26 protein-coding genes are annotated in these 26890 nt (G+C 73.2%); 13 read left to right on the top strand and 13 right to left on the bottom strand.

Features of this window, described 5'->3' with window-relative positions:
- Both NH2_RS19720 and NH2_RS19715 read left to right on the top strand, forming a co-directional pair.
- Positions 1-687, top strand: coding sequence for a histone deacetylase (locus NH2_RS19720; protein WP_067656285.1), 687 nt, complete (start codon positions 1-3; stop codon positions 685-687).
- Positions 688-735: 48 nt separating this feature from the next.
- A complete protein-coding gene (locus tag NH2_RS19715) occupies positions 736-2040 on the top strand; it encodes an APC family permease (protein WP_439951767.1) in 1305 nt (434 codons plus the stop codon).
- Here NH2_RS19715 and NH2_RS19710 read toward each other — a convergent pair.
- Genes NH2_RS19710 through NH2_RS19695 form a run of 4 tightly spaced genes read right to left on the bottom strand, consistent with a single transcriptional unit; the run spans position 2019 to position 5699 of the window.
- Entirely contained in the window at positions 2019-3341 is a 1323-nt protein-coding gene (locus tag NH2_RS19710) for a hypothetical protein (protein WP_067656281.1), read from the bottom strand. The genes NH2_RS19715 and NH2_RS19710 overlap by 22 nt on opposite strands.
- Complete coding sequence (locus NH2_RS19705; RefSeq protein ID WP_067656272.1) at positions 3338-3748, bottom strand: hypothetical protein; 411 nt, start codon at positions 3746-3748, stop codon at positions 3338-3340. The genes NH2_RS19710 and NH2_RS19705 overlap by 4 nt, the downstream gene beginning before the upstream one ends.
- Positions 3745-3927: a hypothetical protein gene (locus NH2_RS19700; RefSeq protein WP_067656269.1), complete on the bottom strand. Its 183-nt coding sequence runs from the start codon at positions 3925-3927 to the stop codon at positions 3745-3747. Before NH2_RS19700 ends, NH2_RS19705 begins: the two co-directional genes overlap by 4 nt.
- Positions 3924-5699: a hypothetical protein gene (locus tag NH2_RS19695; RefSeq protein WP_245650666.1), complete on the bottom strand. Its 1776-nt coding sequence runs from the start codon at positions 5697-5699 to the stop codon at positions 3924-3926. Before NH2_RS19695 ends, NH2_RS19700 begins: the two co-directional genes overlap by 4 nt.
- 453 nt (positions 5700-6152) lie before the next feature.
- On the opposite strand from NH2_RS19695, the gene NH2_RS19690 reads away from it, so the two are divergent.
- From NH2_RS19690 to NH2_RS19680, 3 genes are all read left to right on the top strand, one after another.
- Positions 6153-7235 (top strand): AMP-binding protein, encoded by a 1083-nt coding sequence (locus tag NH2_RS19690; protein WP_067656264.1) that lies wholly within the window; start codon positions 6153-6155, stop codon positions 7233-7235.
- Positions 7235-8608 (top strand): aldehyde dehydrogenase family protein, encoded by a 1374-nt coding sequence (locus tag NH2_RS19685; protein ID WP_157103874.1) that lies wholly within the window; start codon positions 7235-7237, stop codon positions 8606-8608. Before NH2_RS19690 ends, NH2_RS19685 begins: the two co-directional genes overlap by 1 nt.
- Positions 8609-8673: 65 nt before the next feature.
- Positions 8674-9183, top strand: coding sequence for a thioesterase family protein (locus tag NH2_RS19680; protein WP_067656259.1), 510 nt, complete (start codon positions 8674-8676; stop codon positions 9181-9183).
- Here the strand turns inward: NH2_RS19680 and NH2_RS19675 are convergent.
- Entirely contained in the window at positions 9171-10775 is a 1605-nt protein-coding gene (locus tag NH2_RS19675; protein ID WP_067656256.1) for a SulP family inorganic anion transporter, read from the bottom strand. The genes NH2_RS19680 and NH2_RS19675 overlap by 13 nt on opposite strands.
- A 13-nt stretch (positions 10776-10788) precedes the next feature.
- Complete coding sequence (locus tag NH2_RS19670; RefSeq protein ID WP_067656253.1) at positions 10789-11481, bottom strand: cysteine hydrolase family protein; 693 nt, start codon at positions 11479-11481, stop codon at positions 10789-10791.
- Positions 11482-11616: 135 nt separating this feature from the next.
- Between NH2_RS19670 and NH2_RS19665 the strand changes: the two genes are divergently transcribed.
- Genes NH2_RS19665 through NH2_RS19645 form a run of 5 tightly spaced genes read left to right on the top strand, consistent with a single transcriptional unit; the run spans position 11617 to position 16814 of the window.
- Complete coding sequence (locus NH2_RS19665; protein WP_067656250.1) at positions 11617-12087, top strand: PaaI family thioesterase; 471 nt, start codon at positions 11617-11619, stop codon at positions 12085-12087.
- Between the two features lie 59 nt (positions 12088-12146).
- Positions 12147-12938 (top strand): hypothetical protein, encoded by a 792-nt coding sequence (locus tag NH2_RS19660; RefSeq protein WP_067656247.1) that lies wholly within the window; start codon positions 12147-12149, stop codon positions 12936-12938.
- Positions 12935-14026, top strand: a complete 1092-nt coding sequence (locus NH2_RS19655) for a hypothetical protein (RefSeq protein WP_067656244.1) — start codon at positions 12935-12937, stop codon at positions 14024-14026. The genes NH2_RS19660 and NH2_RS19655 overlap by 4 nt, the downstream gene beginning before the upstream one ends.
- On the top strand, positions 14023-15504 hold the full coding sequence (locus NH2_RS19650; protein ID WP_067656241.1) for a hypothetical protein: 1482 nt from the start codon (positions 14023-14025) through the stop codon (positions 15502-15504). Before NH2_RS19655 ends, NH2_RS19650 begins: the two co-directional genes overlap by 4 nt.
- A complete protein-coding gene (locus tag NH2_RS19645) occupies positions 15501-16814 on the top strand; it encodes an AAA domain-containing protein (protein WP_067656238.1) in 1314 nt (437 codons plus the stop codon). Before NH2_RS19650 ends, NH2_RS19645 begins: the two co-directional genes overlap by 4 nt.
- Before the next feature lie 113 nt (positions 16815-16927).
- On the opposite strand, the gene NH2_RS19640 is transcribed toward NH2_RS19645, so the two are convergent.
- Positions 16928-18517: an FAD-dependent monooxygenase gene (locus tag NH2_RS19640; protein ID WP_067656235.1), complete on the bottom strand. Its 1590-nt coding sequence runs from the start codon at positions 18515-18517 to the stop codon at positions 16928-16930.
- 70 nt (positions 18518-18587) lie between these two features.
- On the opposite strand from NH2_RS19640, the gene NH2_RS19635 reads away from it, so the two are divergent.
- The 3 genes from NH2_RS19635 (at position 18588) to NH2_RS19625 (ending at position 20502) form a co-directional block, all read left to right on the top strand.
- A complete protein-coding gene (locus NH2_RS19635) occupies positions 18588-19223 on the top strand; it encodes a class I SAM-dependent methyltransferase (protein WP_067656232.1) in 636 nt (211 codons plus the stop codon).
- Between the two features lie 70 nt (positions 19224-19293).
- Positions 19294-19746, top strand: coding sequence for a hypothetical protein (locus NH2_RS19630; RefSeq protein ID WP_157103873.1), 453 nt, complete (start codon positions 19294-19296; stop codon positions 19744-19746).
- 84 nt (positions 19747-19830) lie between these two features.
- Positions 19831-20502, top strand: coding sequence for a hypothetical protein (locus tag NH2_RS19625; protein ID WP_067656226.1), 672 nt, complete (start codon positions 19831-19833; stop codon positions 20500-20502).
- On the opposite strand, the gene NH2_RS19620 is transcribed toward NH2_RS19625, so the two are convergent.
- The 6 genes from NH2_RS19620 to dapF form a co-directional block, all read right to left on the bottom strand.
- Positions 20458-20922: an SRPBCC family protein gene (locus NH2_RS19620; RefSeq protein ID WP_067656223.1), complete on the bottom strand. Its 465-nt coding sequence runs from the start codon at positions 20920-20922 to the stop codon at positions 20458-20460. The genes NH2_RS19625 and NH2_RS19620 overlap by 45 nt on opposite strands.
- Complete coding sequence (locus NH2_RS19615) at positions 20919-21641, bottom strand: TVP38/TMEM64 family protein (RefSeq protein ID WP_067656220.1); 723 nt, start codon at positions 21639-21641, stop codon at positions 20919-20921. The genes NH2_RS19620 and NH2_RS19615 overlap by 4 nt, the downstream gene beginning before the upstream one ends.
- Positions 21642-21880: 239 nt before the next feature.
- Positions 21881-23026: an acyl-CoA dehydrogenase family protein gene (locus NH2_RS19610; RefSeq protein ID WP_067656770.1), complete on the bottom strand. Its 1146-nt coding sequence runs from the start codon at positions 23024-23026 to the stop codon at positions 21881-21883.
- Between the two features lie 216 nt (positions 23027-23242).
- Positions 23243-24145 (bottom strand): lysophospholipid acyltransferase family protein, encoded by a 903-nt coding sequence (locus NH2_RS19605; protein WP_067656217.1) that lies wholly within the window; start codon positions 24143-24145, stop codon positions 23243-23245.
- A gap of 112 nt (positions 24146-24257) precedes the next feature.
- A complete protein-coding gene (hflX, locus tag NH2_RS19600) occupies positions 24258-25682 on the bottom strand; it encodes a GTPase HflX (protein WP_067656767.1) in 1425 nt (474 codons plus the stop codon).
- Positions 25683-25845: 163 nt separating this feature from the next.
- Entirely contained in the window at positions 25846-26742 is an 897-nt protein-coding gene (gene dapF, locus NH2_RS19595) for a diaminopimelate epimerase (protein WP_067656214.1), read from the bottom strand.
- Positions 26743-26890: the final 148 nt, after the last annotated feature.

The raw sequence follows: 26890 nt of genomic DNA, 5'->3' as shown, positions 1-26890 counted from the left end.
GTGCCGGGGCCCGCCGAGCCCCCCGGTCCGGCGCCGCGCGGCACGGCGGCGCCGGATCGGCTCTGGTACGCGGCCTACGGCTCCAACATGCACGCCGAGCGGATTCGCTGCTACCTCGCGGGCGGAACTCCGGCGGGCTCCGCGCACCGGTACCCGGGTTGCCGGGACAGGCGGGATCCGGAGCGCTCGGTGCCGGTGTGGCTGCCGGGCACGCTGTACTTCGCCACCGAATCGGTGGTCTGGACCGGGGGCAGGGCCTTCTACGACCCGGACGGCCCCGGCACCGTCGCCGCCAGGGCATACCTGGTGACCGCCGGGCAATTCGCCGACCTGGTGGCGCAGGAGATGTACCGCCCGCCCGGCACCGACCTCGACCTGGCCGCGGTGCTCGCCACCGGCCGGTACGCCGCCGGGCCGGGGCGGTACGAGACGCTGGTCCGCGCGGGCACGCTGACCGGGCTGCCGGTGCTCACCTGCACCGCACCCGCCGAATACCGGGCGCTGCCGGGGAACCCGCCGTCGGCGGCCTACCTCCGGCACCTCGGCGCCGGGCTCGCCGAGGCGCACGGCTGGCCGCCGGAGCGGGCCGCCCGCTACCTCGCCGCCGCTCCCGGCGCGCACGGCCACTGGACCGCCGACCGGGTGGAAGCGGTGCTGCGCGGGCATGTTCCCACGCCGCCCGGGTAGTGCGGCCGCATGAACCGGACACGCCCCTCCCCCCGGTCGGCTGATCCCGTGCCCGCGCTGAACCGCGTCGTCGGAGCCCGGCTGCTCTACTTCTTCATCCTCGGCGACGTGCTCGGCGCCGGGGTGTACGTGCTGATCGGCGAGATCGCGGGCCGGGCGGGCGGCGCCGTCTGGCTGCCGCTGCTGGTCGCGCTCGGGCTCGCCTGCCTGACCGCGGGCTCCTACGCCGAGCTCGCCACCAAGTACCCGCGCGCGGGCGGCTCCGCGCACTACACCACGCTCGCCTTCGGCCCGGCCGCCGGTTCGCTGGCCGGCTTCTGCATGCTCGCGGCGGGGGTGGTCTCGGTCGCGGCGCTGGCCCGCGGCTTCGCCTCCGACTACCTCGCCGAACTCGTCGCGCTGCCCACCGTCGCGGTGGTCGTGGTCTTCCTGCTGATTCTCGCGGCGCTGAACATCCGCGGCGTGCGGGAATCGCTCGGCGCCAATGTGGTCGCCACCCTGATCGAGCTGAGCGGGTTGCTGCTGGTGATCGGGCTCGGCGCCTGGATCCTGCTGCGCGGCGACGCCGATCCGGGGCGGCTCACCACCCTCGGCACCGCCGAACACGGTGCGGCCGGGGCGATCCTGGCCGGGGCGGTGCTCGCCTACTACTCCTTCGTCGGCTTCGAGACCTCGGTGAACCTGGCCGAGGAGGTCGCCGAGCCGCGGCGCAGCTACCCGAGGGCGCTCTTCGGCGCGCTGCTCACCGCGGGCGCGGTCTATCTGCTGCTCGGGCTGCTCACCTCGGCGGCGGTGCCGACCGATGTGCTGGCCGGATCGACGGGGCCGCTGCTGGAGGTGGTGCGGATCGCCGGTGGCGTGCCGGAGCGGCTCTTCGCGGTGATCGCCCTGGTCGCGGTGGCGAACGGCGCGCTGCTCACCGGGATCATGGGGTCCCGGCTGGCCTATGGCATGGCCGGGGACGGGCTGCTGCCCGCCGCGCTGGCCCGGGTGCTGCCGCGGCGCCGGACGCCGTGGGTGGCCGTGCTGGTCACCACCGCCGCGTCGATGGCGCTCGCGCTCACCGGCGAGATCGACGCGCTCGCCGAGACCCTGGTGCTGCTGCTCCTCGTGGTCTTCGGCGGGGTGAACGCCGCGGCCATCGCGCTGCGCCGGGACACGGGCGACGGCGACCACTTCCGGGTGCCGACCGCGGTCCCGATCCTCGGCCTCGCCTCCTGCCTGCTGCTGGCCACGCAGGTGGCGGCTTCGGTGTGGCTGCGCGGGCTCGTGCTCATCGGCATCGGGCTGCTGCTCGCGGCGGTCAACGAGGTGCGGCGGCGCGCCGCGGATCAGGCGTCGAAGAGCAGGTAGAGCCCGGTGAAGGTGAAGCCGACCATGACCAGCATGAGCGCGAGCTGACCCGTCGCCCGGTGCGCCTTCGGCAGCACCCGCAGGCTGCGGTCGTGCGCGGCGGCGACGCCGAGCACGTGCCCGGTGACCACCGCGAGCACCTTGATGGTGCCGAGCACCCCCGGATGGTTCGAGAGCAGGTAGGCGACGTCGCGGTCGCCGAGCCCGAGCAGGTTCCAGCCCCGGTCGAAGGGGTCGGCGAAGAGGATCGCGGTGGCCTGGCCCTTCTCCACCAGGAAGGTCAGGTAGTGCGCCACGATGTAGCCGGCCACGATCGGGGTCAGGCTGTGCGCCAGCGTGCCGGGCAGCAGGCGGCGCTCCGCCCGCGTGACGCCGCCGGTCGCGCGGGCGGCGCCCCAGAAGAGCACCGCGACGATCAGCACGAAGCCGAGCAGCGCCGCGGTCTTCAGCAGGGTGGGCTGGCCGGAGTCGACCAGCTGCCGCCGCCAGACCGGGAACTGGGAGAAGCTGTCGAAGGCGGTCGAGCCGAGCAGCACCGCGGCCACCGCCACCGAGCCGGGCAGCACCGGCGTCCCGGCGAGGTTCGCCAGCGGCGCGCGCAGGACCAGCTCGCCGCTGCCTGCCCGCCTCCCGACCGGGCTGAGCCGCCCGACCAGCCCGCTGTACACCTCGAACGGGTCGGCGTGCGCGGCCCACGCGGTGCCGAAGACCACCAGCCCGGCCAGGGTGACCAGCAGGTAGAGGCCGAGCCAGGTCGCCACCGCCCCGACCGCGCCCGGATCCGGGGCGGCCAGCTCGAGCCAGACGAAGGAGAAGAGCCCGAGCACCGCGGGCCAGATCCCCAGCCGCTCCGGGTACGCCGCGAACCCGCGCTCCGGCGGCCGCCGCCGCACCGCGCAGAGCGCCCGGTGCAGCGCCCGCGCCGGGGAGAGCACCTTCCACACCGGCCCGGCCAGCAGCGAGAGCACCGCCACCCCGACCCACAGGTACACGTAGAGCACGCCGGGAACGGGGTTGCGCGCCGGATCCGCCGAGCCCCCCAGCGCGACCGCCGCGACCAGCACCGTCGCCGCCACGCTCAGCACCCCGAGCACCGCGCGCGTCCACCGCGAATCCACGGCCGCGCACAGCGCCGCGGGCAGCGGGCGGCCCGGCGATTCCGGGTCCAGCCGCGGCTCGCGCCAGGCGAAGAGCAGCACCGCGAAGGAGAAGGTGAGCGCCCAGGCGGCGCCGATCAGGGCGTAGGTGAGCGGGATCGGGAGATCCGTCGCGCCGCCGAGGCCGTGGGCGAGCAGGGTCATCGAACCAGGATGGTCGCCACCGTGCGGCCTGCGTCGTGCAGTTCGATCTCCACCCGGCCCGGCACGGCGACGGTGAAGGAGAAGCGCTGCCCGGCGGCGGGTTTCACCTCGAAGGAGTGGTCGGGGTCGGAGTGCACGTGCAGCTCGTCGCTGGTGTCGCTGTCCACCACCAGCTCGATGGGCTGGCCGACGGCGGCCTCGACCCTGGTGTCATCGGAAGTCACCGCGCCGCCCGCGAGCCGCACCGCGATGGTCACCGCCTGCTGCTGCGCGGTGGCCGAGGCCGGCGCCGAGCTCTGGTGGGTCGCAGCGTGATCGGCGTGCTCCCCCTCGTCGGCGCTCGCGCAGCCCGCGGTGAGCAGCCCGGCCAGCAGCACGAGGGCACAGCCCCGGCGCACGTTCGTCACTTCTCGTTCTCCTCGGTCGATTCGGATTCGTCGTCGCCCGCCCTGCGGTCCCGGACCGCGATGAACACCACCACGCCGACGAGCGCGAAGGCGGGCAGGAAGGCCGGGATGGCCAGGAGGATCGAGTGATCCGCCAGCACATCCACGCCGTCGTACCCCGCGACGGCGGCGGCGCTCATGCCGATGCCACCGGCTCCGCGGCCGCGCTGCCCGCGGTGTGCGGGAAGCGGTCGTTGATCCGGCCCGCACCCCAGGAGAGCGCCGCGACCAGGATCAGGCTGCACACCAGCACCACCATCGAGGCCGCGCCGAACAGCCAGGACGGGTAGTCGAAGCTGCGCTCCCGCTGCAGCACCGTGATCTCCGGGACGAAGGGCCGGGTGAAGGTGTTCAGCGCGGGCACCTCCTGGGCATTGATGCCGGGGTCGGCGGGCATGAACACCGGCAGCGCGGTGTGCGTGCGGCCGTCCTGCACCCGCAGCACCGTCTTCCAGGTGCCGGAGACCGGCACCGGCGCGGTGGAGACGTAATGCCCCGGCTCGACCCGCTCCAGCAGGTCCACGACCAGCCCGCGGCCGGGGCTCTCGCTGCCGACGCCGCCCTGCCAGCCCAGGATCTCGAGCCACTCCGGGTCGTCGGAGACCAGGTCGGCCGGGTTCAGCCGGACGTCGGCGAAGACCATGCGCTCACCGTTCTGCGGCGGCGCCTCGGTGAGCGTGACGGTGGCGGTGGCGTTCTCCGGCACGGTGTGCGAGAGTCCGTTGGCCACGGCGGCGCCGACGATCAGCACCGCCGCGACCACCAGGGTGCGGCGCACCGCGGGACGTGGCAGCGGCTCACCACGCAGCACGGTGCCGAGCATGCCGCCGATCACGCCGCCCGCGATGCCGACCGGCACCGACATGGCGAGCAGCTCGGGCCAGATCGAGGCGGGCCACGGATTCACGAACATGGCGTTGATCCACAGCGACTCCAGCCACAGCCCCACGGTCGCGGCGGCCAGCCCGCAGAGCGCGCCCCACAGCACCGGCCTGCGCACCAACGGCAGCAGCGCGAGCGCCTCCACCACCAGCGCGATGCCGAGGTACAGCGGGAAGACATTGCGCGGAGCGTCGATGATCGGCCCGCCGACCAGCACCGCGACCAGGGTGCGGACCACCACCGCGAAGCCGACCACGACGAGCGTGCTGAACCGGCCGAGCACCAGCCGCGCGGCGACCAGGCTGACGGTGGCGGCGGCGACGATCAGCATGGGCTGGAACACCATCCGGAACTGCTGAACGCCGAAGTCGAACTCCACCTGGAAGACCGAGAGCCCGATCAGCAGCCCGCCGAAGGCGAAGGAGCGCAGCAGCCACATCCGCCTGCTGTCCGGCTCGTCCGGGCGCGGGCGGTTCTGCTTGCCCTCGAACTCCAGCAGCAGCACGCCGATCAGGGAGAGCCCGGCACCGCCGATGAGCATCAGGTGGGTCGGGCCCCAGAGCGTGACATCCTGACCGAAAATGCGATGCCAGACATCGTCCAGCGGGAAGCCGATGAGCGCGTAGAGCCCGGCCCCGGCCAGCAGGATGCCGCCCACCGGGGCGTACCAGGTGCGGGTGATCCGCACCGCGGCCCTGCCCGGCTTCTCGTCCAGCGGCAGCACGATCGCGGCCATCCCCGCCATGAAGAGGAAGAACAGCCCGACCAGGATGAAGTAGTGCGCGGGGTTGGCCAGCGGCCCCTCGTCCCTGCCGTTGCCGATGTGCAGGCTGACATCCCAGATGAAGCCGAGCAGCGCGGTCAGGATGGTGGCCAGGAAGAGCGTCAGCGGCAGCGCCACCCAGCCGGGCTGGTTGAAGTAGGCTCCGAGGCGGTCGGCCGCCGCCTGCAACCAGGTGATCCGGCGGCTTCGGTGCAGGTAGCCGATCCACATCAGGACCAGGGCGAGCACGCCCGCGGCGCCGGTCATGATCAGAACCTGATCGAGCGCCGCACCCCCGCCTTCTCCTCCGGTCTGGGCGAACACTGACAAATCGGGCGCGGCACTCGGCACGGCAGACCTCCAGTCGTTGAGACCTGTACTAAGTGTGACGAAAAGTAGCATGAACCGGACCACACAGGTATGGCCCGGACGAGCCCGGAGTACCCAGCGCCGGTCCGCTCACTCCCGGAATCCATGGCGGGGGTCACACCGGCGCGGGCGCACACTCGGTGCGCGTGCACCGGCCCCCGCGCGGGGGCGCTCACTGCCGCCCGCTCCGCGGTAGCGGCCGATTCGCCGCGATGCGGACGTACCAGACATATCCCCGGCGGACGGCGCGGCCCGGATTCCGTGATCGCGTCATCGAAGTCGGGCCGCGGGAGTTTCAGGGGGGTGACCGGTCGGCCACAGTGTGCGTGAGTTCCACGCCCTGGAGGACGCATGTGTTCTGCCATTCTCGACCTCGGCGCCGCGCCGGTCGATCCCGACGCCTACATCCGGGAATTGATGCGCTGGCATTTCGACCCGGCGACCGGTAGCCCGTATTGGCTGCGCCGGGCGCATACCCTCGATTTCGACCCGCGCACCGATATCCGCACCTTCGACGATCTCACCCGATTCCCCAATGTGGTGGACGAGTTCCGGGACATCGCGGTCGCGGAGCTGATTCCGCGCGGCCTCACCGGCGCGGATCGGGAGATCGCCGGGATCTTCGAGAGCGGCGGCACCACCGGGCTGCCGAAGCGCTTCGTCATGTTCGAGCCGTGGATGGAGTTCGCGCTCGGCTGGGACGAATTCCACTACGCCGGGCTCGGCACGGTGAACACGCTCGCCATCGCGCCGAGCGGCCCGCACATGTTCGGCGAGTTCGCGACCCGCCGCGCGCGCAGGCACGACGGCGTGAAGTTCACCATCGATCTGGATCCGCGCTGGATCAAGCAGCTGCTCGCCCGGGGCGCCACCGATGAGGCCGAGCGCTACGCCGAGCACCTGATCGACCAGGTGGGGCAGATCCTCAGCACGCAGGAGGTGGGCATCCTGATCACCACCCCGCCGCTGCTGGAGCGGGTGGCGCGGCGGCCCGCGCTGGTGGCGGCGATCCGGAAGCAGGTGCGGTTCATCTGCTGGAGCGGGGCGCACATGGACGCCGACACCCGCGATATCTTCCGCACCGAGATCTTCCCGGACATTCCGCTGAAGGGGCTGTACGGCAGCACCACCATTCTCGGCATGTCCAGGGAGCGCGACGAGGACCACCCGGACGGGCTGCCGGTCTTCGACGCCCCGAGCCCGTATATCGCCTTCCGGGTGGTGGATCCGGCCACCGGGCGGGACGTCGAATTCGGCGAGCGCGGGCAGGTGGTGATGAACCACCTCACCAAATACGCCCTGCTGCCGAACAACACCGAGCGCGATACGGCGCTGAAGCTGCCGCCGCTGCCCGGCGCGCTCGGCTGCGCGGTGGCCGATGTGGGGCCGGTCGAGACATTCGGCGATCGCGCCGTGATCGAAGGGGTGTACTGATGGACCTCCGGATCGACGCGCTCGGCCCGGCCGGCGCCTACCGCTCCCGCGAGCGGCTGCCGCTGACCGCGCTCTCCGGCGCGGTGGTCGGCGAGATCAGCCAGGTGCCGCCGCTCTACGTGCGCCGCACTCTGACCGCCATGCGCGCCGCCACCGTGCTCCCGGTGCCGGAGCGGCTGACCGCGCTGGAGCAGGCGGCGGAGCTCTTCCTGCACGGCACGGTGGCCGGGCTGGACCCGGACGAGTACGCCCGGCTGGTCTCCACCGTCTCCGGGGTGCCGCTCGCGGTGGTGCGGCAGTCGGTGCGGTGGGTGGCCGACGTGCTGCGCGCCCAGCGCGAGACCCGCACGCTGGCCATGCCGCTCGGCGCGGTGGACGGGTGGGACGCCGAGCGCACGCTCACCGGGTCGGCGGTCTGGACCCGCCGCGGCGACCTCTTCGCGGTGCACGCCGCGGGCAACACCCCCGCGGTGCACAGCCTCTGGCCGGAGGCGCTCGCGCTCGGCTACAAGGTGGCGGTGCGGCCGTCGACCCGCGAACCCTTCACCCCGTTCCGGCTGATCACCGCGCTGCGCGAGGCCGGCTTCCCGCCGGACACGGTGACGCTGCTGCCGACCGACTACGCCGCCGCGGACGTGATCATCGCGGAGTCCGACTACGCCATCGTCTACGGCGGGCAGGACGTGGTGGACAAGTACGGCCGCAACCCCCGGGTGCTCACCCAGGGGCCGGGGCGCTCCAAGATCCTGATCACCGCGGAGGTGGACTGGCGGCCGCGGGTCGAGCTGATCGCGGGCTCGGTGAGCCACCTCGGCGGCACCGCCTGCACCTGCGCGACCGCGGTGCTGGTGGAGGGCGACCCGGAGCCGGTCGCGGCGGCGCTGGCCGACGCGCTCGCCGCCATCCCGAGCCTGCCCGCCGACCACCCGGACGCCGTGCTCACCGTGCAGCCGGTGGAGTCGGCGCGCGCCATGGACCGGTACCTGCACGAGGTCGCGGGGGACGCGCGGGCGCTGCTCGGCGGCGGCACCATCGTCGACGAGCTGCCCGCCGGCGGCGCGGTGCTGCGGCCCGCGGTGCACCTGGTGCCGGACGGCGCCGATCCGCGGCTCGGGGTCGAGCTCGGCTTCCCGTGCGTGTGGGTCGGGCGGTGGCGGCCGGAGGACGGCGTCGGGCCGCTGCGGAATTCGCTGGTGCTCACCGCCATGACCACCCGCCGCGAGCTGATCGAGCTGCTGCTGGACGAGCCGACCGTCACCAACCTGTACCTGGGCGACAACCCGACGACCTGGCTGCGCCCCGGCGTCCCGCACGACGGCTACCTGGGTGAACACCTCATGCGGAGCAAGGGCATGATCCGCACTCCCCGGTAACCCCGCGGTCGTGACCGGCCACCCCGGTGCGCGGTGCCGCGCACCGGTGTCGCAGGATCGAAAGCATGGCTACCGACCTCCCCACCGTGGCGCAGATCCGCGAGATCCCGGCCACGCTCACCGCGGATGTGACCGAGCGCGAGATCGACGTCAACGGCCATATGAACGTCGTGTACTACCTCCGGCACGGCATCATGGCCTCGGACCTGCTGCTGCAGACGGCGGGGCTGGACGACCGCTACCGCAGCGAGCGCAGACTCGGGCTCTTCACCACCGAGCACCACCTGCGCTACCACAGCGAGCTGCGGCAGGGCGACGCGCTGGCGGTGCACGCCCGGGTGCTGGAGCGCAGCGTCAAGGCGGTGCACATGATGGCCTTCCTGGTGGACCAGGGCCGGGACCGGCTCGCCAACACCCTGGAGATCCTGCTGGTGCACGTGGATCTGGAGCTGCGCCGCTCGGCCCCCATCCCCGATGACCTGGCCGCCGCACTGGACGACATGATCGCCGCCTCCGGCAAGCTGGAGTGGCAGGCGCCGGTCACCGGGGTGATGGGCATCCGTCAGCCCTCCTGAGCGGCCGGCTCCTCCTCCGGCTCCTTCTCCGGCTCCTCGGGCTCCGCGGCCGGTTTCGGCAACAGCGCGTAGGCGAGGCAGACCACGGCGAAGAAGAGGTAGCCGAGCGCGACCTGGGGCGCCGCCGCCCACGCCACCTCGGGTGCGTGGATCAGCCCGATCCAGCTGAGCAGCGCGCCCACCGCCGCCGCGATCGCCGCGGCGTGGAACCGCTTGTCCAGCACGAAGGTCACCAGCGCGCCGAGCACCAGCCCGGCCAGCACCGCGCCCTCGCCGAGGATCTGCAGCCCGTGGTAGACGACGCCCGCCTGGCCGAGCGCCTCCTCCCCCACCCTCTCCGCGCTGGTCCCGGCGGCGCTCAGCGCATTGTCGATGAGCCCGACCGCCCACTCCGCCAGGTTCGGCAGCAGCGCCGCGACCACCGCGACGGCGTGCAGCTTCGGCACCGCCTGGAAGGCCTGGGCGCCGATGAGCAGCCCGATGTAGAGCAGGATCGGCACGATCGCCGGGATCGGCAGGATGGTGGCGAGCACCCCGAAGAGCCCGAGCAGGCACATCACGCCGATGGCCGCGCCCGCGGCGAGCGAGTAGCCGCTGCGGCCGCCCGCGTCCTTCCAGCCGGGGTGGCCGATGTAGACCGCGGGCGGGAACGGCGAGCCGAAACCGGCGCCGAGCACCGCGCCGAAGCCGTCGGCGAGCAGCACGCTGCGCAGGTTGTAGTTGTCGCCCGCGGCGGCGGCGCTCTCCACATTGCTCATGGCCTCGGTGAAGTTGTAGACGCCGAGCGGGATGGCGGTGGCGAGCAGCGGAGCCAGGTCGCCGAGGCCGTCGAAGAGCAGGTCGAGCCGCAGGTCGGGCAGGCCGAGCGCGATATCGCCGACCGCGGCGGAGACGTCCGGCGCGGACATGTACCCGCCGATCCAGCCGATGGCGGTGCCGACCAGCAGCGCGACCAGCCCGACCGGGACATTGCCCGGCAGCTTCACATCGGTGAAGAAGCCGATCAGGATGATGGCGAGCACCGGGAGCCCGATCCAGGCCGCCTCCCACATCTGCGCGGCGGGCCGCATGGCGATGAAGGTGATGGAGATTCCGGCCAGGGTGCCGAGCATGGCGGCGCGCGGTGTGATCTTCCGGATGAACGGCCCGACGAAGGCGCCGATCATCACGATGATGCCGATCATGAAGGCCCACGCCAGCCCGGCCGCCCAGGCGCGGAGGGCATCGCCGGTCTGCAGGTAGATGGGGAGCATGACCACGAAGACCACGATGAACATGTGCGGCACGCTCGGCCCGTACGGCAGCGCGGTGACGGTGTCGCGGTTCTCGCGCCGGGCCAGCCTGCGCGCCAGCACCATGTAGTAGAGGTTGCCGAGCACCAGCGCGACGCCGAGCGCGGGCAGCACGGTGCCGAGCACGTCGCCGCTCGGGATCTTCACCACCGCGATGGAGAGCGTGGTGAGCGTGAGGACATTGACCAGGATATTGAAGGCCAGCCCGAAGAAGGCGTTGGTGTCGCCCCTGGTCCACCACGGAAGCTTCTGCGGCGGTGCGGGTTCGGCCTGCTCGGCCGGTTTCGTGTCGAGCGTCATCGCGAGATCCTGTTCACCGGGCCGGGCTGGGGGCGGGGGCGAGCGCGTCGAGCACGGCCGCCGAGTCGGCGACCCAGCCGAAGATGCCGCCCTGCGCGGCGATCATGGCCAGCCCGACCCGCTGGAATTCGGGGAAGTACGAGCCGACGCAGTCGGCGACGACCAGGCACTCGTAGCCGCGGTCGTTCGCCTCGCGCACGGTGGTGTGCACGCAGACCTCGGTGGTGACCCCGGTGACGAGCAGCGAGGTGATGCCGCGGTTTTCGAGGACCGCGCCGAGCTCGGTGGCGTAGAAGGCGCCCTTGCCCGGCTTGTCGATCACCACCTCGCCCTCGATCGGCGCCAGCTCGTCCACGATGTCGTGGCCGTACTCGCCGCGGATCAGGATGCGGCCGAAGGCGCCGGGGTCGCCGATGCGCTGGGACGGGGTGCCGCGCCGGAGCTTCGCGGGCGGGCAGTCCGAGAGGTCGGGCAGGTGCCCCTCCCTGGTGTGGATCACCGGGAGGCCCGCGGCCCGCGCCGCGGCGATCAGCCGGGCCAGCGGCGGAATCACGCCGCGCAGTTGCTCGACGTCGTTGCCGAGGCTCGCGCCGAAGCCGCCGGGTAGCAGGAAATCCCGCTGCATGTCGATCACCAGCAGCGCGGTGCGCCCCGGATCGAAGGTGAAGGCGTCCGGCTGCGCCGGTACGGAACGGGGTGCGGTCATGGCGGTGTCCTTCCGCGCCGAGCTTCGGCACCCGTCGATTGTGAAAAGGGTGTGTAACTCGGGCGGTGCCGGCAGGTATCCGCTGTGTTAGATGATAGGTAAACTAGAACAGGTTTCATTCTTCGAGGAGACACCGTGGATATCGCGACCCTGGGCGAGCTGGTCATGACCGGGTTCCGGAAGCTGGGCTTCATCCGGTACGCCGGAATCGAGGGGGTCGAGTTCGCCGAGGGGCGCAATGTCGTCGGCATGACGCCGGGCCCGGAGCACCTCAACCACAATGGCGACGTGCACGCCGCGGTGCTCTTCGGGCTGGCGGAGACGGCGGCCATGGGCGCGGCGGTCTCCGGGATCGCGGCGCACATGGCCGAGTCGTTCGTCGTCGCGCGGGACGGCCGGATCGAGTACCTGGCCAGGGCGAAGGGGGCGGCAGGGCCGTTCCTGGCGCACGCGGAGCTGCCCGGCGGCATCCTGGAGACGATGCGGGCCGAGGCCGCGGCGCGCAGGCCGGTGGAATTCACCGTGCCGGTGCGGATCACCGGGAGGGACGAAACCGCGGTCGCCACCGCCACTTTCACCGCGGTCATCCGGCCCAAGCGGAGCTGACCCGGCGAATACTGGAAGATACTGGACTTCACTGGAAGTTCTGATTACAGTCCCGCAGTGTGCCGGACAATGCCGAGCAACTCGAGGATCGCATCGCCGAACTGCGTGCCGCGGTCCGGCGCGCGGTGGCGGCGGGTGATCGTGCGACGGCCAGGCAACTCCGCGCGGAGCTGCGCCGCGCGGAGAACGACTGGGACGATGCCGTGCTCGGGCTGCAGCCGGGCGCGGAGCCGGCCCGCGAGGTCGTCCCCGCGGTCCCGGTGCGCGAGCACGTGCACCGGGCGCTCACCCTGCTCGGCGCCCCGGCCGCGCCGAAACTGGTGCTCGCGGTGCACGACGCGTTCTTCTCCGGTGATCTGGTGGCCGCCAGGCTGACCAGCCTGCGCCGGGACGAGGAGCGCTCCTTCCGGGCCGCGCCGCTGGCCCGGCCGTACTACATCTGCTCGGCGCTCAACGCCGACCTGCTCGCCCCCGCGCGCGGCCTGCTCGCGGTGAGCACCTGGCCGACCGAGCGGCGCGTGGTCGGGCCGCTCAGCCCCCGCGTCGACCTGCTCACCGCGACCATCCGGCTGGCCGAGCACCTCGCCGCGCTGCCCGAGCCGGGCCCGGACGCGCGGCGGGTGGTGTGGAAGCTCGCCATCTCGGTGCCGGGGGTGCGCGGCGCCCCCGACGCCATCGACCTCGAGCGGGTCGTCGAGTCCGCGGGCCGGGAACTGGCCGTGCACCGCGCCGACGACACCGCGCACCGGCTGCGCGCCGCCGAGCGGGCGAGCGCGCAACTCGACGACACGGCACAGCTGTTCGGCGTCCGCCTGGCTGTGACCGGCACGCGACGAAAGGAGGCCGGGTGACCACTCCGCTCCCGGCACGCTTGGACCGGCTCCGCGGCACCGCGACCGCGTGCAGGCACAATGCCCGCACGATCGCGGCGCTCACCGCGAACCCCGGCTGCGCGCGGCGCGCCCTGCTCGACGCCGCCGCGGTGGACAAGACCGTGATCGCACGGGAACTCGGGTTCCCGCCCCGCTTCGGCCAGTCCCAGTTCGCCATCACCAGGGGCAATGCCTTCGAGGCCATGGTGAAGGCGAACGGCTGCGCCGAGCTGCTCGCGCTGCTCCGCACCGAGCTGGAGCTCAGCGTCCCCGAGGTCGAGTACTACGACCTCGCCTCGGTCGGCGACAACACCGCCAACGCGGTGCGCTACCGGCGCACCAGGCAGCTCTTCGACCACGCCGTCGTCACCGGCGAGGGCACGCTCTTCGACCACCCGCTGCTCCGCCTCGACATCGCGGGGGCCACCGCGTACCTGGAGCCCGACGTGGTCGCGCTGCGGCTCGGCGGGCAGTTCCACGTGGTGGAGATCAAGTCCTTCCCGGTGGTGGACGGCCAGGCCGACCCGGCACAGGTGGCCGCGGCGGCCAGGCAGTCCGCGGTGTACGTGATCGCGCTCCGCGAGCTCATCGCCGACCTCGGCGAGGACCCGGACGCGCTGGTCTCGCACAACGGCATCCTGGTCTGCACCAACGACTTCAGCAACCGCCCCACCGCCGCCCTGGTCGACCTGCGCAAACAGATCGCGGTGGTGGGCCGCCAGCTCTCCCGGCTCACCTCGATCGAGCAGCTGCTGGACGAGCTGCCCGACGGCGTCAGCTTCGAGCCGGGGCCGGAGCTGGCCCGCACCGTCGCCGGAATCGACGCGCGCTACACCCCGGAGTGCATGGCCAGCTGCGAGCTCGCCTTCGCCTGCCGCGCCGAGGCCAGGCAGGAGGGCACCGTCGACGTGCTCGGCCGCGGCGTCTGCGACGACCTCGGCGGATTGGCGGACATGAGCACCGTGCTCGGCTTCGCCGACGGCTCGGTCGAGCCGCCCGCCGAGTACGACGACATCGCGCGGCTGCTGCGGCAGGCCCGGCGGATGCGGCTGGAGATCGCCGGGTGAGCGTGCTGACCGCGCTGGCCCGGCTGGAGGCGGTGCGCGCCGGGCGCGCGCAGCCGATCGCCGGGGTCTGCCACACGCACCTGGCCCGGCGGCCGCTGGTGCTGGTGCCGCTGAAGCTCGCCGGCGAGGCGGCGGCGCCGCTGGCGCTGCTCGCAGGCACCGCGGCCGACGAGCCGCGGCTGCTCGTGGTGCCGCAGCCGCGCGACCGGGTGCTGCGGCTGCGCTTCGTCGCGCAGCTCGCCGAGATCGTGCTGCCCTACGTCACCGAGCACACCGTCGAGGTCGAGGAGAAGACCACGCGGGCGGGCGAGACCTACACCCGCTGCCTGGACGCCCCGCAGCTGTGGACGCCGAACACCGGCGGCATCGATTTCCTGCGGCTGCTCGGGCGCTCGGTGCGGTTCCACAGCACCGAGGGCGAGAACCCGGTGCCACCGGAGATCCCGCTGCTCGGCCGCTGGCTCACCTGGTTCTGCGACCGCGCCGAGCACCCCGGCTCGGCGGTGCTGCTCCCCATGACCTCGGTGCTCGCCGCGCACTGGGCCAGCGGCCAGTCCGCGCTGGAGGACGCGAATCTCGCGGCGCTGCTCGGCTGGATCGCGCCGCCGCCGGGGCGCACCGGCGCCGAAGCCGCCGCCCGCGCCGAGGATCCGCTGGCCGTGCCGCCCGCGGGCCCGGCCACCGACCCCGGCTTCGACAACGAGGAGCTCGCCCCGCTCATCACCGGCTACGACGAGGCTCCGGCCGGCCCGGCCAAGGTCACCGCGGAGCAGCGGCTGCGCCGCGCCCTGCTGCGCCAGCTGGAGCCGACCTGGCAGCTGCTCTGGCAGGGGCTGAACCTGCTGCGCGCGCTGCCGCAGGGCGCGCACGTCCCCGGCCGCTGGAACGACGACATCGGGGCCTTCAGCTACTTCCTCGGCACGGTGCCGGAGGGGGTGCCGCAGCCGCGCCGCGACTCCGCGGTCTCGGCGGTGCGCAGGCTGCTCGACCGGGAGCGCGCGCTGGAGCGGTACGAGGCCGAGCGCGCCTTCGACGATCCCCGGCTCATGCTGGAGCACCGGCTGGCGGGCGCGGCCTTCCACGGCACCGTGGTCGAAGCGGACCCCACCCGGGTCGTGGTGCCGGAGGGCAAGAGCAAGAAGGTGCTGCGGCCCGCTCTGCGGGTGCGCACCAGCGACCCGTTCGTGCCGGTGCCCGGCGAGAAGCTCTGCAATATCGGCTACTCCAAGCAGTCCGGCGAGGTGCTGGCGGCCGACGGCGACACCGTGCTGCTCGAGCTCTCCGGCGGGATGGGGCGCAAGCTGGTCCCGGAGCCGGGCACCGTGCCCGGGGTCGGCGCCGCCGTCGGCTTCGCCCGCTTCTCCCCCGCCGGGTCGTCCCGGCCCACCTCGCTGCCGAGCCGGGAGGAGACGCCGTGGACGCACGGCGGCCCGCCCCCGGAGTGGCTGCCCACCGCGGAGACCTTCGAGGAACTGTGACCGAGAACCTGTCCGCGGCGGCGGAGGCCGCCGTCACCGGCATCCTCGCCGACCTGGCGGGCGGCGCGAACCGGGCCGTCGTGGTCGACTCCCCGCCCGGTGCGGGCAAGTCAACGCTGGTCGTGCGCGCGGCCGGGCAGCTGGCCGAATCCGGGCGCCCGCACATGATCGTGGCGCAGACCAACGAACAGGTCGACGACCTCATCGAGCGGCTCGCCACCGCCGACCCCGCGCTCGCCATCGGCCGGGTGTCGAGCCAGAGCTATGCCGAGTCGGCGCGCGTCCAGCACCCGAACGTGGTGTGCAGGCAGAAGATCGCCGACCTGGAGGACCGCACGGTGCTCATCGGCACCGCCGCCAAGTGGGCCACCATCGAGGACGGCCGCTGGGAGCACGCCATCATCGACGAGGCGTACCAGATGCGCTCGGACATGCTGCTGCGCATCGCCAACCGCTTCGAGCGCGGGCTCTTCGTCGGCGACCCCGGCCAGCTCGACCCCTTCGCCACCGTGGACACCGGGCGCTGGGCCGGGCTCGGCTGGGATCCCACCACCAGCGCGGTCGCGGTCATGCTCACCAACAACCCGGAGATCACGCCGCATACCCTGCCGGTCTCCTGGCGGCTCTCCGCGGCGGCCGCGCCGGTGGTGTCGGCGGCGTTCTACCCGTTCACCCCGTTCCGGGCCGGAACCGGCAGCGCGGACCGGCGGCTGGAGTTCGCCGCCCGCGGCCTGCGCACCCCCGTCGACCTGGTGCTGGACGAGGCCGCGGAGCACGGCTGGGGCTGGTACGAGCTGCCGCGGCGGCACACGCTGCGCACCGACAGCGAGGCGGTGCGCGCCGTCGCCGACATCACCCGCCGGGTGCTGGAGCGGGCCGCCACCGCGCACTCCGAGCAGGGCTCGCGGCCGGTCACCGCGGAGCGGGTGGCGATCGGCACCGCGCACCGCGACCAGGCCGAGGCGGTGCGCAACGCGCTGCGCGGCGGGATCGCCGACGGGGTCACCGTCGACACCGCGAACCGCTTGCAGGGGCGCGAGTACGACATCACCGTCGTCCTGCACCCGCTCTCCGGCCGCCGCGACGCCGGCGCCTTCCACCTCGAGGCCGGGCGGCTCTGCGTGCTCGCCTCCCGGCACCGGCACGCCTGCGTCATGGTGGGGCGGGCCGGGATTCCCGAACTCCTCGACTCACACCCCTCCGCCGAGCCGGTGCACCTCGGAGTGCCGGTCAAGTTCCCGGACGGGTGGGAGGCGAATCACGCGGTGCTGAACCACCTCGCGAAGCACCGGGTGCGGGCGGGCGGGTAGGCGCCGGGCGCGGCGCGCGGGCACCCCGCGTCGGGTGGGCGTCCGGCGCGCGAGCCACCCCGTGCCGCGCAGCCACCCGTGCGACGCAAGCCACCGCGGCGCGCGGCGTGCCCTCAGAGCTCGGCGGGCGCTGCGAACGTGGCGGCGAGGGCGCGCGGGACTTCCTCCGGCGCACCGACGTAGGCCAGGTACCCGTCCGGGCGGACCAGGTAGGCGGCGTCCTCGCCCGCGTAGCTGCGGGCGAAATCGCCCGCGCTGTCCCGGATCACCGGCAGCACGGTCTCGACCGGCGCCTCCGGCCCCGCCACCAGGTACACGTCGAGCTGCCCGTGCGCGACCCGGCGAGCATCCTCCGCCACCCGCTCGAGCGCGGCGAACCAATCCGGCCCGCGCTCCCCGCCGGTGTACAGCAGCAGCGTGTGATCGGCCCCGGCGAGCAGCGCGAAGAGCCGGATCGGGAACTGCACGAGTTCCCGGGTGAGCCCGGCCGCGTCCGGCGCGCGCTGCCCCGCCGCCACCCCGCCCAGCGTGGAGAGCAGCACGATCGGGCTGTCCCGGTAATCGAGCAGCAATTGCGCCTCCCTGCGCAGCATCCGCTCCGGATCGCCCGCCCCGGCCCCGATCCCCTCCCTCGCGTGCCGCACCGTGCGGCCGACCACCTCCTCCCCGACCGGCCTGCGCTCGGCGTCGTAGCTGGCGAGCAACTCCGGCCCGGCCACCCCCGCGACGGCGAGCGCCAGCTTCCAGCCGAGGTTGTGCGCGTCCTGGATGCCGGTGTTCATCCCCTGCGCCCCGGTCGGCGGGTGGATGTGCGCGGCGTCGCCCGCCACGAAGACCCGGCCGGTGCCGTAGCTGTCCACGATCCGGTGGCTGATCCGGAACACCGAGGACCAGCGCAGGTTCCGCGCGGTCGCGGGCTCGGGGGCGAGCCGGTCCAGCACCGCCTGGAGGTGGTGCAGCTCCGGCGCCCGATCGCCCTCCATGCCGTGCGCGACGGCCGCCGTCGCCGGGACGGCGAGCTCCTCCGGCGCCAGCATGGAGACCCGGTACCGACGGTGCCCCGGCAGCGGGATGCAGACCAGCACATCGGCGCCGCGGGTGGACCGCACGCCGTAGCCGGACGGCGCGTTCCAGTCCAGCTCCACGTCGCCGAGCATGTACTGCTCGGCGAAGGCGGCGCCCTCGAAGCTCAGCCCGAGCCCCTTGCGCACCGCGCTGTGCGCGCCGTCCGCGCCGACCAGGTACCGGGCGCGCACCGTCTCCGCGCCGCCGGGCCCGCGCAGCACCGCGGTGACGCCGGTGTCGTCCGGCGCGAAGGAGACCAGCGCGGTGCGGTACTCGACCCGGACCCCGCAGCGCGCCAGCCGCGCACCGAGCACCCGCTCGGTCTCGTACTGCGGGAGCGCCGCGAAGCCGTACGGAATGTCCGGCGGTGGCTCCAGATCGAGCCGCGCCACCTCGGCGCCGTCGGCGTACACCAGCTGCCCGCGCATGCGCACCGCGGCGTCGAGGATCTCGCGCAGCACCCCCATCCCCTCGAACACCTCGAGTGTGCGCGGCTGCACCCCGACCGCCTTGGCGAAGCGGGGCCGCTCGGCGAGCTGCTCCACCACCCGGCAGCGCACCCCGCGCCGCGCCAGCTCCACCGCCGCGGCCAGCCCCACCGGCCCCGCACCGACGACGAGCACATCCGCATCCGTCATCCGCCGAGTCTATGTTCCCCGCCTGCCTCACAGCACACTTTCAGCAAACTATCCCGGCTAGGGTGGCGCCGTGCTCGCCTGGCTGAACCGCGTCAACCGCGCCCACCCGTGGAGCCACAACGACCACTACCTCGACTGGGTGGTAAGACAGGTGCGTGCCTCCGGCGCCCGCGATGTCCTCGATATCGGCTGCGGCACCGGCAATCTCGTCGCCCGGTTGCGCGAGCACCACACCGTCACCGGGCTGGAGCGCGACCCGGAGACCGTGGCCGTCGCCGCCGCCCGCTTCCGTGCCGACCCCGCCGTGCGCATCCTGCCCATCGACTTCGCCGACCGCGACCCCGGCGCCCGCTGGGACGCCATCACCCTCGTCGCGGTCCTGCACCACCTCCCGCTGCGCCGCACCCTGCGCGCGCTGCGCGACGGCCTCTCCCCCGGCGGCAGGATCGTCGTGGTCGGCTGCCACCGCGACACCACCGCCGACCTGCTCGCCCGGCTCCCCGCGGTCCTGCTCAACCCGCTCGTCGGCCTGGTGAAGCACCCGGCCCGCGCCACCGAGCCACCTCCGCACATGCGGGCCCCGGTGGCCGAGCCGCGGGAGACGCTGGCCGAGATCCGGGCGGCGGCTGCCGCGGAGTTGCCGGGCGCCCGAATCCGGCGCCGGCTCTTCTGGCGCTACACCCTGGTCTGGGATCGCCGCGTTTGAGGACGCGGTCGAGGGCTAAGTCTGCGGACACGGGCGGCACGCGCCGACACCCGATACGGAGGTCTCCCCCATGCCAGGTTCGAGGAAGGTGCCCGCGCTGCTGGCGCCCGCCGCCGGAGTGACCGCCCTGGTGGCGTTCACCGTCGTGCTGCTGCCGCTGACGGTGCAGGCCGCCGAGCCGCCCTGCGGGCTGCGCGGCACCGACTACCAGGGCGTCACCTACCGGGTGGCGAACGCGGCCGCGGAGCCGTCCGGCGAATTGACCCTCGACCAGGAGACCGCCGCGCTGCACACCGGCACCGATGCCCTCCGCGGCACCTGGACCACGGTCGCCGCGGGCGACGCCGGTTTCGGGCTCCAACTGCGGCTCGACACCGACCAGCACGGCAACCCCGCCGGTTCCGCCCTCGACCTGCGGGTCACCGGCTGCCGCGCGGACGGCCGGGTCACCGCGCTCGCGGGCGACCAGACGCTGCCGGACGGCACCGTCCGCCCGGTCAGCGCCGAAGCCACCGCGAGCTGACCGTGAATCGCGCGCGCCGCCGGGTATTCCCCCGCTGATCGCGCCGGTGACGGACCGGCGAACGAACGGGGAGAGGCGAACAGCGTGCTGCAGAAGTTCCTGGACAAGGGTGTCGTCACGGTGCTGGACCGGGCGGCGGAGGTGCAGACGCCGCTGGTCCTCCGCTACGCCGGCTTCGTGCGCGGCAGGCACCCGGAGGAATCGCCGGACGAGCTCGTGCGCAGGCTGGAGAAGCACTACCTGATCACGGTGACGGCCAGCGGCGTCGCGGCCGGGCTGAGCGCGGCGGTGCCCGGCGTCGGCACGCTGGTCGGGCTGGCCGCCGCCGGTGCCGACACGGTGCTGTTCCTGGAGGCCTCCACGGTCTTCGTGGTCGGTGCCAAGGAGGTGTCGGAGCGCTCCACCGGCACCGTGCGCGGGCCGCTGGTCTCGGCGGTGATCCTGGGCGGCGCGGGCGCCAAGGCGCTCGGCACCGCGGGCCGCTCGGCCAAGCAGTGGGACACCGCGCTGGCCAACCGGCTGCCGGTGCTCTCGACGATGCCCGAGGGGCCGGTGAAGCGCTTCGTGGTGCAGTTCCTGGTCAAGCGCGGCGCGCTGGCCTTCGGCAAGGTGATCCCGGCGGGAATCGGCGCGGTGATCGGCGGCGTCGGCAACAACGCGCTGGCCCGCGAGGTCATCCGCAACCTGCGCCAGGCGCAGCGCGACCCCGCGCTAGTGCTCGACGGTGCGCGCCAGAATGCCGAGGGTGGCGCGTAGCGCGGACTCCGGGATCACCGGGAAGATGCCGCGCTCCCGGTACTTCTCCGCGATATTGCTCCAGTCGTAGTACGAGGTGACCAGGGTGCCGATCTCGCTCGGCTCCAGCCGGTAGCCGTAGCGGTGCTCGATCGGTGGCTGGATCTGGCCGGAGATCGTCCACTCGATGTGCGCGTCCGGCTCGAACTCGGTGATGATCACCGTGACGTCGTACTTGCCCAACGGGTAGTCGTTCAGCGATTCCCGGTCCATGTGCACCACGAAGCGGTCGCCCACGGCGCGCACCGGCTCGCCCTCCGCGGATTGCAGCATGCCGGAGCTGTCGATGGCCACGTGGCCGTCCGGGGAGCAGAGCAGGGCGAAGATCTGCCCGGGTGCGGCGGCGACCTGCCGCCGCACCTCGAAACGTTCGTCGGTCATGGGTTCAGCTTGGCACGGGGCGGCTCGGCGGCGGGCTCCGGCCGTGGCCGCCGCCGCCACAGCCGGTACCCGCGGTGCGCGGCGTACGCGCCGAGCACGCCGGTGACGCACCACACCCCGATGGCGGTGTAGGCGAGCGGCGCCGAGAACTCGCCGATCGAGGCGCCGAGCGCGGTGTAGACGAAGGCGCGCGGCGCCGACCCGATGAACGACCCGGCCACCATCTGCCAGAGCGGGACGCCGAGGGCGCCGAACACGTACGAGGCCATGGCATCGGAGATGCCGGGGACGAAGCGCTGCCCGACCACCGCCCACAGCCCGCCGCGCGCGATCTGCGCGTCGATCCGGTCCGACCGCTCGGCCCCGATCAGCTCGCGCGCACCGGCCCGCCCCGCCCGGCGGCCGAGCAGGCTGGTGATCACGGCGGTGCCGACGGCGGAGCAGAGCGAGACCACCGTGCCGACCAACGGCCCGAAGAGCAGCCCGCTGGTGGCGGCGAGCAGCGTCCCCGGCACGAAGATCGCCGCGAGCAGCGCCGAGACCGGCACGAAGACCAGCGGCGCCAGCGGCCCCGAGGCCCGGATCAGCTCGCGCACCTGCTCGATATCGATCACCCGCCGCACCGCGACCAGGTAGAAGAGCAGCGCCAGGACGAGGACGACAACGCCGAGCCGGGCGGCGGCGCGGCGGCGGCTCGGGGGCGAAAGCTGCTCGGTCATGGTGGTACCGATCCTGCCCGAAACCGGCCGGTCCGACGACCCGGTCCCCGCGCGGCCCGGCGGCGTCCGGGGGTGGTGGGTCCGCACCGCACCGCGATGCCTTTCCCGGCCGGGCAGCCGCCGCGCGCCTGCCGGTCAGCGCGCACCCGACCGCCGACCGGTGGCTGCCGCTCGCCGGTACTTCGGCGGTTGAACGCGAAAGCCCCCGTCTCGGCGGACGAGGGCCAACGCGGAGGCGATCAGGACAGCTTGAGCGACCGCCCGATGATCTCCTTCATGATCTCGGTGGTGCCGCCGTAGATCGTCTGGATGCGCGCGTCCAGGTAGGCGCGGGCGATCGGGTACTCCTTCATGTAGCCGTAGCCGCCGTGCAGCTGTAGGCAGCGGTTGATCAGGTCGAGCTGCTCCTCGGTGCTCCACCACTTGGCCATCGCGGCGTCCTCGGCGGAGAGCTTGCCCTCGTTGAGGTCCTGGACGAAGCGGTCGACCAGGACGCGTACCGCGGTGGTCTTGGTGGCCAGCTCGGCCAGCACGAAGCGGGTGTTCTGCAGGGCGCCGATCGGCTTGCCGAACGCCTTGCGGTCGCGCACGTACTGGATCGTCATCTCCAGGCAGGCCTCCATGGCGCCCGCGGCCATCACGGCGATGGAGAGCCGCTCCTGCGGCAGGTTCTGCATGAGGTGGATGAAGCCCATGCCCTCGGTGCCGAGCAGATTCTTGCCGGGCACCCGGACGTCGGTGAAGCTGAGCTCCGCGGTGTCCTGCGCCTTGAGCCCGATCTTGTCCAGGTTGCGGCCGCGCTCGAACCCGGGCATGCCGCGCTCCACCACGAGCAGGCTGAAGCCCATCGCGCCCTTCGACGGGTCGGTCTGCGCGACCACGATCACGATGTCGGCGTTGATGCCGTTGGTGATGAAGGTCTTGGCGCCGTTCAGGATCCAGTCGTCACCGTCGCGGACCGCCTTGGTCTTGATGCCCTGCAGGTCGGAGCCGGTGCCCGGCTCGGTCATGGCGATGGCGGTGATGATCTCGCCGGAACAGAAGCCCGGCAGCCAGCGCTGCTTCTGCTCCTCGTTCGCCAGCTCCAGCAGGTACGGCGCGATGACGTCGTTGTGCAGCCCGAAGCCGAGGCCGCTGTACAGGCCGCGCACGGCCTCCTCGGTCACCACCGCGTTGTACCGGAAGTCCTTCACCCCGCCGCCGCCGTACTCCTCCGGCACCGCCATGCCGAGAAAGCCCTGCTTGCCCGCCTCCAGCCAGACATCGCGGTCGACGATGCCCTGCTCCTCCCACTTCGCGTGGTTCGGCGCGACGTGCTGATCGAGAAACTTGCGGAACGACTCCCGGAACAGATCGTGCTCGGGTTCGAACAGTGTGCGCTCCACGCCTACCTCCTTGTGCGGCACCGGCCGGGCCACCCCGGCGGTCGTTGCCTCACACGGTACCCGCAACGAGAATCGCTGTTCACTTCCCACCCGAAATCGATACCGTCACCTGCCCCGCGATCGGCCGAAGTGAGGCGTATCCGCGATTCCCGGCAAACGTCGGCGGCGGGAACGGCGAAGCCGGCGGCACCACCCGATACCGCGCGGTTCGTATGCTCAGCGGCGGCGGAGCAATCCCTTGACCCGGCCGGTGAGGCTGCGCCCGGAATCCCGCTCGCGCTCGGCGAAGAGGAAGCGCAGCTCTTCCTCCAGCCCCTTGCGCACCACCCCGGCGAGCTCGGTGGCGGCGGCGGTCACATCCGCGGCACCGCGCCAGGGCGCCGGGTCGATGGGGGCGCCCGCGGCGAAGTAGAACCGCTCCGGGCGCGGCACGACGGTGGGGCCGATGCCGCGCACCACCGGGGGGATCAGCCCCGCGGGCAGCCCGAGCGCCCGCGCGGCCCAGCGCACCGGGCGCATGACCGGGTGGTCGGCGTCGAGCACGATGTCGAGGGCGTCGTCGATGCCGATCATGGCGACCGGGACGATCGGCGCCCCCGCCTCGATGGCCATCCGCGCGAAACCGGTGCGGCCGTCCCATCGCAGCGTGTACTTCTCGTTCTTCCGCTTGGCCGCCTCCCGGCTGCCGCCGGGGAAGACGATCACCGCCTCGCCCCTGGCGAGCAGCGCCAGGCAGTTCGCCCGCGTGCCGCGGACGACGCCGAAGCGGTGCAGCACGTGCCGCACGCCGGGCACCGCCATGAGCACGTTCTCCGCGAGCCCGCGGATGAGCCTGCCGCGGCGGCGCAGCACCTCGGGCAGCAACAGCGGGGCATCGATGCCGCCGAACAGGTTGTGGTTGCCGACCAGTAGCACCGGGCCGTCGGCGGGGATGTTCTCCAGGCCGTAGAAGCGCGGGCTGGACCACGCCCGCAGCGGCGCGAGAACCGCGTCGAGCAGCCGCATCTCGACACCGCTCGGCGAAACCCGGAGCGGCGCACCGTCGGTGAGCCTGCCGGAAGCGGTGGCGCCGGAGCGCGGCGCCGCCGATGCTGCCCCGCCCGAACGGTGCTGCGACATGGGGTGTCCTCCTGCTGGGCGATGCGACGAGACTCAGCCTAATCACACCGGCAGCATCCCGGCTACCCCAGCGGGACCGCCCGAATCCGCTGCGCCGCAGCGGGAGTGCGGGTCACCCGCGCTGTTCCGGCGCGGATCCGGCGAACGGGGTCAAGGCGGCGGCGAGCGCGTGCGGCACCCTGGCCCGCACCCGGGTACCGCCCTCCTCGTGCTCGGTGGCCAGGATCCGGCCCTCGGCGTGCACCCGGGCCAGCAGATCGCCCCTGGTGTAGGGCAGCAGCACGGTGACGTCCACGTCCAGCCCGCCGAGCAGGGTGGCGACCCGCTCGCGCAGCTCCGCCACCCCGGCGCCGGTCGCGGCGGAGACGAAGACGGCGTCCGGCAGCTGGGCCCGCAGCCGGGCCAGGGCCAGCTCGTCCACCGCATCGATCTTGTTGACCACCAGCAGCTCCGGCGGTGCCGGCACCCCGGAATCCTTGACCACGTCGGTGATCACCTCGCGCACCGCCTCGATCTGCCCGGCGGGCAGCGGGTCCGAGCCGTCCACCACATGCAGCAGCAGGTCGGCGGCGGTGACCTCCTCCAGCGTGGAGCGGAACGCCTCGACCAGCTGGGTCGGCAGGTGCCGGACGAAGCCGACGGTGTCGGTGACCACGATCTCGCGGCCGTCGTCCAGCGCGGCCCGCCGCGTGGTGGGATCCAGGGTGGCGAAGAGCGCGTCCTGCACCAGGATTCCGGCGTCGGTGAGCGCGTTCATCAGGCTGGACTTGCCCGCGTTGGTGTACCCGACGATGGCGACGGCGGGCACCCCGCCGTTCACCCGGCGGGCGCGCATGGTGTCGCGCGCCGTCTTCATCTCGCGGATCTGCCTGCGCAGCTTGGCCATCCGCTCACGGATCCGGCGGCGGTCGGTCTCGATCTTGGTCTCACCAGGACCGCGCAGGCCGACACCGCCGTTGCTGCCCGCCCGGCCGCCCGCCTGCCTCGACATGGACTCGCCCCAGCCGCGCAGCCGCGGCAGCATGTACTCCATCTGCGCCAGCGTGACCTGCGCCTTGCCCTCCCTGGAGGTGGCGTGCTGGGCGAAGATGTCCAGGATCAGCGCGGTCCGGTCGACCACCTTCACCTTGGCCACCTTCTCCAGCGCGGTCAGCTGCGCGGGGGTCAGCTCGCCGTCGCAGATGACGGTGTCGGCGCCGGTCTCCAGCACCACCGCGCGCAACTCCTCGGCCTTGCCGGAGCCGATGTAGGTGGCCGGGTCGGGGCGGTCGCGGCGCTGGATCAGCGCCTCCAGCACCTGCGAGCCCGCGGTCTCGGCGAGCGCGGCCAGCTCGGCCATGGAGGCGTCGGCGGCCGCGGCGGTGCCCTCGGTCCAGACCCCGACCAGCACGACGCGCTCCAGGCGCAGCTGCCGGTACTCGACCTCGGTGATGTCGGTGAGCTCGGTGGAGAGCCCGGCGACACGGCGCAGCGAGCTGCGCTCGTCGAGCTGCAGCTCGCCGACGGTCGGGTCGGCGGACCAGCCGGAGCGGGCCATGCGCTCGGCGTGCCGGGTGAGCGTGTCGTCCTCGGTGGCGGCGGGCTCGATGTCGAAGGCGTCCTCGAACGTCACCGGGAGCGGGAACCTGTCAGATTTTTTCATACAGGCTCCATGCTGCCACTGTGCGGCGAACGGTGCACCGTGATATTCGCCGGGCGGGTCAGTGCGCCAGCCACCACTCGCCCGCGAGCCGCCCGTGCGCGAGCAGCACCGACGGGCCGCGCAGCCACGCCTGGCCACCCGCGAGCCGGACCGAGACGGCGCCGCCCGGCACCCGCACCCGCACCTCGCCCGCGTCCTCGGCGATCCGGAACCCCTCCCGGTGCAGCACCGCGGCGGCGGCCGCGACGGTGCCGGTGCCGCAGGAGCGGGTCTCGCCGACGCCACGCTCGTAGACCCGCATGTCGACGGCGGGTTCCGCGTCGGCCGGGAGCGGGGTGACGAACTCGATGTTCACGCCCTGCGGGAAGAGATCGGGGTCGTAGCCGGGGGGCACCGTGAGGTCGAGTTTGGCCAGGTCGTCGCCGGAGAGGTCGCCGGCGACGCAGGCCAGGTGCGGGTTGCCGACATCGATGCCGATGCCGGGGTAGGCCCAGCCCGCCAGCGAGGCGGTGGACGGGCCGAGCTCGCGGACCGGCCCCATCGCCACGGTGACCTCGCCGTGCACCGGGTCGCCGCTGTGCACGGTGACCGGCTTGGCGCCCGCCCTGCTGCCCACCACGTAGTCGGTGCGCGGCTCCCAGCCCGCCGCGGCCAGGTAGTGCGCGAACACCCGCACGCCGTTGCCGCACATCTCCGCGATCGAGCCGTCGGCATTGCGGTAGTCCATGAACCAGTCGTCCGCGGCGACGCCATCGGGCAGTGCCGCCAGCACCCCCGCGTCCAGCAGTTTCCCGGCCTTGGCGACCCGAAGCACCCCGTCGGCCCCGATCCCCGCGCGCCGATCACACAGCGCGGCGACCTTGGAGGCGCTCAGGTCGAGCGCCGCCTCGGGGTCCGGAAGCACGACGAAGTCGTTCTCGGTGCCGTGCCCCTTGCTGAACTCGACCGCATCCAACCTCTGGCTCCTGTGTTGTCTGTCCGCTGGCGCGGACGGGGTTCGCGGCCCACGGGGGTCCCGCGATCGGGCGTCCGAGACTGGCGGCTGCGCCGCATCGCTTCGGACGCCCGATCGCGGGACGGGCCGCGAACCCGATGGGGGTGGC

This window comes from Nocardia harenae NBRC 108248 (assembly GCF_001612885.1).
GTDB classification, from domain to species: Bacteria; Actinomycetota; Actinomycetes; order Mycobacteriales; family Mycobacteriaceae; genus Nocardia; species Nocardia harenae.
This window is presented reverse-complemented; position numbering and strand designations above follow the sequence as displayed.